Here is a 7,483-nt window from a genome sequence, read left to right as displayed (position 1 = left end):
TTCGCCCGCGCACCACGGCGCCCGAGCGGTCGCCCTATCCCGAGGACTCCCCGGACGCCCTCCCCCAGCTCGGTTCGCTCCGCCCCCCGGGCCGCCGCCGCGGCGCCGCCCGGCGACTGCACGGCCGCCCGACCGGCACCATGCGCGCCCGCGACGTGCACGACCTCGCGCTCGTCCCGAGCCTCGTCGAGGCGGCGAAGTCCCGTCTGCTCCACCCGGAGCTGCGCGCGGAGCCGCTCGCGCTGCGCCCCGTCGACCTGCGCCAGTACCGCCGCCGCCCGGAGGCCGCGCACGCCCTGGTCCTGCTCCTCGACCACTCCTGCCGCGACTGGGACCCGGCCGCCGCGCTCGCCCCGCATCTGCGCTGGGCCTACGAGTCCAACGCCGCCGTCACCGTCGTGGAGTTCGGCCACGCGAACGCGGACCTCGACCTGTGCGCCGAACGCGTCCGTATGCCCTCGCTGCTCGACCCCGCCCTGCTCGACACCTTCGCCCGCGCACCCGGCACCGCCAGCCCGCTCGCCCACGCCCTCGACCTGGCCGTCCACGAACTGCGCCGCTTCCTGCGCAAGGGCCGTGCGGTGGTCGACGAGGCCCTGTTCGTGGTGGTCACCGACGGCCGGGGCAATGTGCCGCTGGACGCCAGCCTGCGCGGGACCCCGCCGAGCGGCGTGCGCCGGGAGGGCGTCGACGACGCGCTGCGGGTCGCGGCCACGGCCGCCACGCTGCACCGCGTCCGCTCGGTCGTCATCGCACCGGACCTCGACCAGTACCCCGAGCTGCCCGTCGAACTGGCGGAGGCGCTCGGCGCGACCCTCGTGGTGGCGGCGGGGCGGGTCCCGGGGGCGCCGGCATGACCACCGAGCCGATGAACCTGCGGAGCCTGCTGCACGCGGACGCGCACGCCCAGGCGGGCGCGGGTACGGACGCCCACCCGCCCGGCGCGGCGGCGGTCGGCGCGCCGCGCACGCCCGCGTACGACCTCGACGGCATCGAGGAGGCCAGCCCCGCGCAGGGCTTCGACCCGGAGGACGCCGGCCTCTCCGCCGAACTCCCGCCCGACACCGCACTGTTGTGCGTCAAGGGCACCACGTACGCGGGCGAGCCCAGCTTCGAACTGCACTTCCACCACCGGGGCCGGGTCTTCGCCGCGAACCGCTCCACCGACCTCGCGCACCGCCGTCAGCCCGGCCTCGGCCTGCCCCGGCTCGTCGAGCGGGCCGAGCGGAAGGGCTGGCGCTCCACCTACCGGCACGTTAAGGGCTGGTGGCAGACGGAGACGGTACTGGCCGCCTGGGTCGACCGGCTGAAGCAGGGGGACGCGCCCCGGCTGATCGTCTGGGACCAGACACCGCACGAGATCCCGTGGGAACTCCTCCACCGCCGGTCGGCCGGCCTCCACCGGCCCCCGCGCCGGAACGGGGACGGGAACGGGGGCGGCGACGGAGGAATGGGTGCGGGCGCGGGCGCCGGTGCCGGCGGCTGGCTCGGCGCCACCCTGCCCGTCATCCGCTGGACCACCGTGTGGGACGGCGCCCGCGCGTGGCGGTACGACGCGCGCCCGCGGCACTGCAGGGGCGGCGTACTGGTCTACGAGGACCCGGAGTTCGCCGTGGCCGTGGACAGCGTCGCCAAGCACGAGGTCGGGGAGCGGTCCACCACGATGGCGGACCTGCGCACCCGCCTCGGCGACCCGGCGACCGCGTTCGGTCTGCTCCTCATGCGCTGCCACGGCAAGTACTCCGAGGACATTGAGGAGTTCAGGCTCGGCGGCGTCCCGCTCCCCGAACTCTCCGAGGACTGGGAGATGGACGCCCTCCAGGAAACCGGGGCCGCCGTCCTCATCAACTCCTGTGTCTCCGCCCGCCCGGTGGTCGACCGGCGCTACAACGCCGCCGTCCCGCGCAACTTCGCCGAGGTCTTCCTCAGATGGGGTGCGAGCGCCGTCATCGCCACCGTGGCGGAGGTCAGCAAGGCGCACGCCCACGACTTCGCCGCCCGGCTGGTCAGAAGCGCGCAGCACGGACCGGTCAATCTGGCCGACGAACTGATGAAGCACCGCGCGTACTACGCCCGCAGGGCCGAGCGCGCGCTCGCCGCCGGCGACGAGGCCGGGGCCGAGGAGGCGCTGGAGGCCTTCTTCACCAGCTTCATGTACGCCTACTTCGGTCACCCCGGGACCACGCTCACACTGGAGGCACCCGGCCGGGAAGGGGGTGACGGCACGTGAGTCCCTCGTCCGTGCCCCTCAGGCCCCTGGTCAGCTGGCCCGAGGAGGTCGAGACCGGCCGCAAGTACCTGGTCACCGTCGACATCGAGATCGCCGACCCGGAGTCCGGGGCCTGGCCGTACGACACGGAGGAGTACGCGGTCGGCTGCATGCTGGAGGGCGAGCCGGGGCTCGCGGTGGAGTCGGTCGGGGACTCGACCCTGGTGCTGCACCGGTTCGGGGGGACGTACGGTCCGGCGCGCTTCGTCACGTACGCGGTCGACGCCGCGGCCGTCAGCGACACCGCGCTCAGGCTGACGCTCATCACGGCGGGCGGGGTGCCCTTCCGCAGCGAGCGGTTGCGGGTGCGCGTGGGGGCGGGGGAGCAGGTGCCCGCCCCGCTGCCGGAGGTGGAGGTGCCGCTGCCGACGGCGGCGGCGGAGCCGGCGGCACCGGTGGCGGTGACCGAGGACGAGGGGAACGAGGGGGAAGCGGTCGGCACCGTGCCGATCGTGGTGGGAACCGGCCCGCAGTTCTGGTCGTTCCGCCGTCGGCTGACGGGGGAGGTGCGGCGGCAGGACTACGGGGCCTATCAGGCGGAGATCGGCCGGCTCTCCGGTACCCGGTGGCAGGTGGCCCTCGTGCTGAACACCGTCGGCTGGCGGAACAGCGCGGAGGATCTGGCGGCGATCTGCCGCGAACACCGCGTTCCCATCATGGTGTCGGTCGTGCAAGGGCGGGGGGTGCCGGGCAGAACGGACCACGGTGACATCGTCGTGGCGAACGGAGTGGACGTGCACCCGCGGCAGTCCGGGCCGTCCCGCCGCCTGGAGTCGGTCGCCCAGGACGTTCTGGGGAACAGCGCGCACTACGACACGGTGAGCAGTTACCCCAGCGGCGGCGCGGCGGTCGTGAGCGGGGCCGACGTCGCCTTTCTCCAAGCCGTGTACACCGTGCCGGGCATCGAGCACCTCACCGTCTGTGCCGTCGGGGAGGCGGCGGTGGACCGCGCGGTGGAGGCGGTGGTGGCGGTGCTCGGCGCCCTCGAACCCGCCGTCGATCCGCTGGCGTTGCCGTCGGCGCCCGAGCGGCTGGTCGGGCGGGACGAGGAACTCGAACGGCTGGTGGGGCTGCTGGACCCGGCTGCCGGGGAGCGGGCACAGCCCCATGTCACGGTGGTGAGCGGCATGCCCGGGATCGGCAAGACGGCGCTCGCGCTGGCGGCGGCGCACGCCGCGACGGCGCGCGGGTGGTACCCGGGAGGCGTGTACTTCATCCCTGCCGGGACGGACGCCCACGCGGCGGTGGAGCGGGTCAGGGCGAGGCTGCCGGACCGCCACGGGCATGTGCTCGTCGTGCACGACGGGATGGAGCCGTACGACGCGGCCCCGTGGATCGCGCCCATGAGCGACCGCTTCCATGTGCTGATCACCGCACGGCGCGGCTCGGTCGCCCGCCCGGCCACGGGCAGGCTGACGCTGGGGCCGCTCCAGTCGGCGGACGCGCTGGAACTGCTGGACCCCGACGGTTCCGACCACGAGGCGGCGGGTCGGCTGGGCGAGCTGTGCGGAAGAGTGCCGCTGGCCCTGCGGCTGGCCGCGCGGTCCGACCTGCCGCTGTCGTACCTCCTCGGCACCGTCGAGCGGGAGGGCGGGATCTTCTGCGTCCTCGACGCGCTCAGGGACACCTACGACGCCGAATACCGCCGCCTGACCGCCGAGGAGCAGCAGGCGCTCCAACTCCTGGCGCTGGTCCCCGGCCCGGACGCCGGCCCCGAACTGCTGAAGGCCTTCGGCGTGGTCCGGCTGACGGAGACCCTCGACGCTCTCGGGGACACGTACCTCGTCGAGCCGGTCGGGACCACCCCGCGTCGGCAGCTGCCGCCGCTGGTGCGGGCGTACCTCCACCAGATCCCGGGGCGGGACGGGGCCTTCCGGGACTGGAGGGAACAGGCACGGCAGCTCCTGCTGGACTTCTGTGCCGACCGCACGCGGGAAGCCGTTCAGGGTCTCGGGCTGGGCGGCTGGGAGGAGTACACCGAACCGAGCGGACTGCCGACCACGGCGGTGCGCTGGCTGGACGGTGAGCGCGAGACCCTGAGCGCGCTGGCCCTGGGGGCGGCCGGCGACCCGAACGGCCGGAAGGCCACCGACCTGCTCCTGTACTTCGGCGCCTACCTCAACTGGCGTCGCGACTTCGACGTGTGCCTGCACCTGTGCGGGACGGCGCTGGCCCGGGAGACCCGGCAGACGCAGACGGCACACCTGTGGCGCCTCAGCGGCATCGCGGAGCGCGGCCTGGTCCGGCTCGACAAGGCGGCCGACTCCTGCCTGCGCGCGCAGGCTCTGTACCTGGAACTCAACGACGTCTGGGGCCAGGCCAAGGCGCACGACGACCTGGGGCTGGTGTACGCGGCGATGGACGACTGGGACAGGGCCCGGGAGCAGCACACCATCGCCTGCGACGAGATGTTGCGGCACTCCGACCGGCGGGCGCAGGCCGAGGCGGTGATGCATCTGGGCAATGCGCACCTGCGGCTCGGTGACCGGGAGGAGGGGCTGCGCTGCCTGGTCCGCGCGGCGGATCTTTTCCAGTCCCGCGGAGACATGCTGGGGGTGGCCCGGGCCGCGCTGAGCCGGGCCGAGGCACTGAGCCGGACGGGCAACGCGGAGTCGGCCGCCGGGATGGCGGAGGAGATCGTCCGGGACTTCGCGGAGCTGGGCGACCTGTACGGGGTGGCGCGGGCCTGGCAGGTCCGGGCGCGGGCCGCGGAGCACCTCGGGTGGCTCACCGACGCGGAAACGTCCTGGAGAAAGGCGGAGCGCGCGTTCGCCGGCAGCGGAGAGTCGGAGGCCGCCGAGTCGGCCCAGGAGCGGGCGAGGCTCGCCGGGCGACGCGCGACCGAGCCCGAAGGCCGGATCCAACTGGTCGTGGAGGCCCTGCGCTTCCGCTCGGCCTCCTTCCGCTGGACGCTTCTCACCGTGATGGCCACGGGCGAGCGCACCGTGCGGGTGCAGGGCGCGGGGAGCGGGCCGGAGTCGCTGGGCAGGAGCGTGCCGGGGGAGTTGTGGACCGTGTCCGAGTCCACCGGCTTCCCGTTCGCCTCCGCACCGCTCGAAGTCTTTCTGCCCCCGCGGCAGTTCGACGTGACGCCGCACCTCTGGGCGGCCGGCCCCGCGGGGGAGGTGTCCATCGGCGAACAGCGCCCGGTGACGATCCGGCAGACAGGGCGGGATCGCTCGGACCCCCGCTGGACCAGGCGCTGGAACGAGCTGCGCGCGAGCGGCCGATTCACCGCCTGGCACATCCCGCTCACCCGCAAGGAGACCGCACCGCCCGTCCCGGCGGACGCGATCCCCTTCGTCTGCGGTCCGGTGGGCACCGGCCCGGGCCGGGCCATCATGTCCCGGTTGCTGGGCCAGGGCCACGGCGTCGTCCTGTGGTCGACGGAGAGCCACCCGGCGCGGTGCGGCCCCCGGTGCGAGGAGCTGTACCGCCAGGTGCGGGCGCTGGTCTCCGGGGTGAGCATGCTGGACGAGCTGCCCGACGAACTCTGGCACCTGCGCACGCAGGACCCCGGCAGCACCCTCTCCCCCCTCTCCCCCCTCTCCCTCCTCTTCGACGCCCCCGAAGACCCCGAAGTCCCTCTCGATCACCCCTGAACCAGCCACCGCCCGTCAGCAACCAGCCGCGGAATCAGCCCTTCCTGTCCCCTTATGAGGGATCGTTTCACCCGTACGGATTAAAAGGGCTCAAGGTGGAAGAAGGACCCATGCCGTGCCGCCTACGGTCGCACGGGTGACGAGCAGCAGTCCGCAAACCTCGACCCGCACCACCGGCGCACACCGGGCGCACCGGGAGGCGCGCGACCGCGCTGCGGCGCGCACGCTGGCGCAGCGGCCGTCGGCGCGCTACGAGCCGTATCTGGACGGCCTGTTCACCTACTGCCTCTCGGTGCTGTGCGACCACGACGCGGCCACCGCCGCGCTCGGGGACGTCCTTGCGCTCGCCGAGCGGCGCGGGCAGCGCCTCCCCGAGGCCGCCGACCGGCGGGCCTGGCTGTACGCGCTGGCCCGCTGGGCGTGCCTGCGCAAGCTGGCCGAGGCCAAGCAGAAACGTCAGGCCACCCACGCCGCGGGCCGCCACGGTGCCCACGGGCAGCGGGCCCCGCAGGCCGCCGACCCGCCCGCCCCGGAGGAGATCCAGGAGCAGCGGCGACGCGAACTCGCCCTGCTCGCCTGGCCGGAGGCCGCCGGAACCACCCCGGAGCAGCGCGAGGCGCTCGAACTCGCGGTCCGGCACGATCTGTCCGCCCACGAGGTCTCCGCCGTCCTCGGCATGGACCCCGTCGTCACCCGCGAACTCCTCGCCTCCGCCGCCTGCGAGGTGGAGCGCACGCGGGCCGCCCTCGCCGTCGTCGAGACCGGCGGCTGTCCCGGCGTGGCCCTGCTCACCGGGGACAACCAGCTCGTGCTCAGCAGTGCCGTACGGCGTGAGCTGGTCCGGCACGTCGACGACTGCCCGCGCTGCCGCCGCACCGCCGAGCGCGCCGTCCCGGGGCGGTGGCCGGGTGCCACGGTCACGCCCGCGAAACTGCCCGTTCTCCAGGCGCCCCGCCCCGCCCTGCACATCGCGCTGGCCCACCAGCCGCGCGCGCGGGGAACGGCGGCCCCCCGCTTCGACCGGCGTGGCTTCCCCATGGACCCCAAGGACCACGCCGCCCGCCGGGACCGGCTGCGCTCGCGTGTCGTCACCACGACCGTCGTCGCCACCGTCGTCGCCGCGCCGGTGCTGGCGCTGTGGGCCGCCTACCGCGGTTCGCCCGCCGCGGAGGGCCCGGACGGCCCCGCCGCCACCGCGCGCGAGGCGCACGACCCCGGCAGCCTCGCCGGCGATCCGGCCGGCGGCTACGAGAACGCCGGGAACGCCAGCTCCAGATCCGGCGCCCGCCCCGGAAAGGACGGGAGGGGCGGCGCGTCCGACGTATCCGTCGAGGTCATCAGCGTCTCCGGCACCGGGAAGAAGGGCGCGGGACAGCTGGCGGTGACGGCCGGCAACAGCGGCGACACCACGCTCGTCACCCTCACCGCCTCCGGCCCCTCGCCCGTGCGCTGGTCCGCGTCCACCACGGCCGGCTGGCTCTACCTCAGCCAGTCCTCGGGCATCCTCCGGCCCGGCGAAACGTCGACGATCAAGGTGTACGTCGACCATCTGCGCGAGCCGGCCGGGCGCTGGAGCGCCCGGGTCGCGGTGTCCCCGGCGGGCGCCGTCGTC

The 7,483-nt window shown here is 74.6% G+C and carries 3 protein-coding genes and 1 pseudogene; all 4 read left to right on the top strand.

Annotated features, from left to right (window positions below; translation table 11 throughout):
• Positions 1 to 857 (top strand): annotated as a pseudogene (locus IPZ69_RS45780) (hypothetical protein); the annotation flags it as partial.
• Positions 854 to 2,230, top strand: a complete 1,377-nt coding sequence (locus tag IPZ69_RS45775; protein WP_235460852.1) for a hypothetical protein — start codon at positions 854 to 856, stop codon at positions 2,228 to 2,230. The pseudogene IPZ69_RS45780 and the gene IPZ69_RS45775, both read left to right, overlap by 4 nt.
• Positions 2,227 to 5,871, top strand: a complete 3,645-nt coding sequence (locus IPZ69_RS45770) for an AAA family ATPase (protein WP_235460851.1) — start codon at positions 2,227 to 2,229, stop codon at positions 5,869 to 5,871. Before IPZ69_RS45775 ends, IPZ69_RS45770 begins: the two co-directional genes overlap by 4 nt.
• A 136-nt stretch (positions 5,872 to 6,007) precedes the next feature.
• A partial coding sequence (locus tag IPZ69_RS45765; protein WP_235460850.1) for a BACON domain-containing protein occupies positions 6,008 to 7,483 on the top strand: 1,476 nt, incomplete at its 3' end.

Origin of the sequence: Streptomyces olivochromogenes (genome assembly GCF_021538895.1) — a bacterium.
Lineage (GTDB): Bacteria > Actinomycetota > Actinomycetes > Streptomycetales > Streptomycetaceae > Streptomyces > Streptomyces olivochromogenes_A.
The sequence above is the reverse complement of the archived record's forward strand: the minus strand, read 5'-3'. Positions and strand labels throughout refer to the sequence as shown.

What these genes read in the sequence shown, in the direction of transcription:
- IPZ69_RS45775 (WP_235460852.1), top strand. Translation starts at nt 854, where the DNA reads ATGACCACCGAGCCGATGAACCTGCGGAGCCTGCTGCACGCGGACGCG.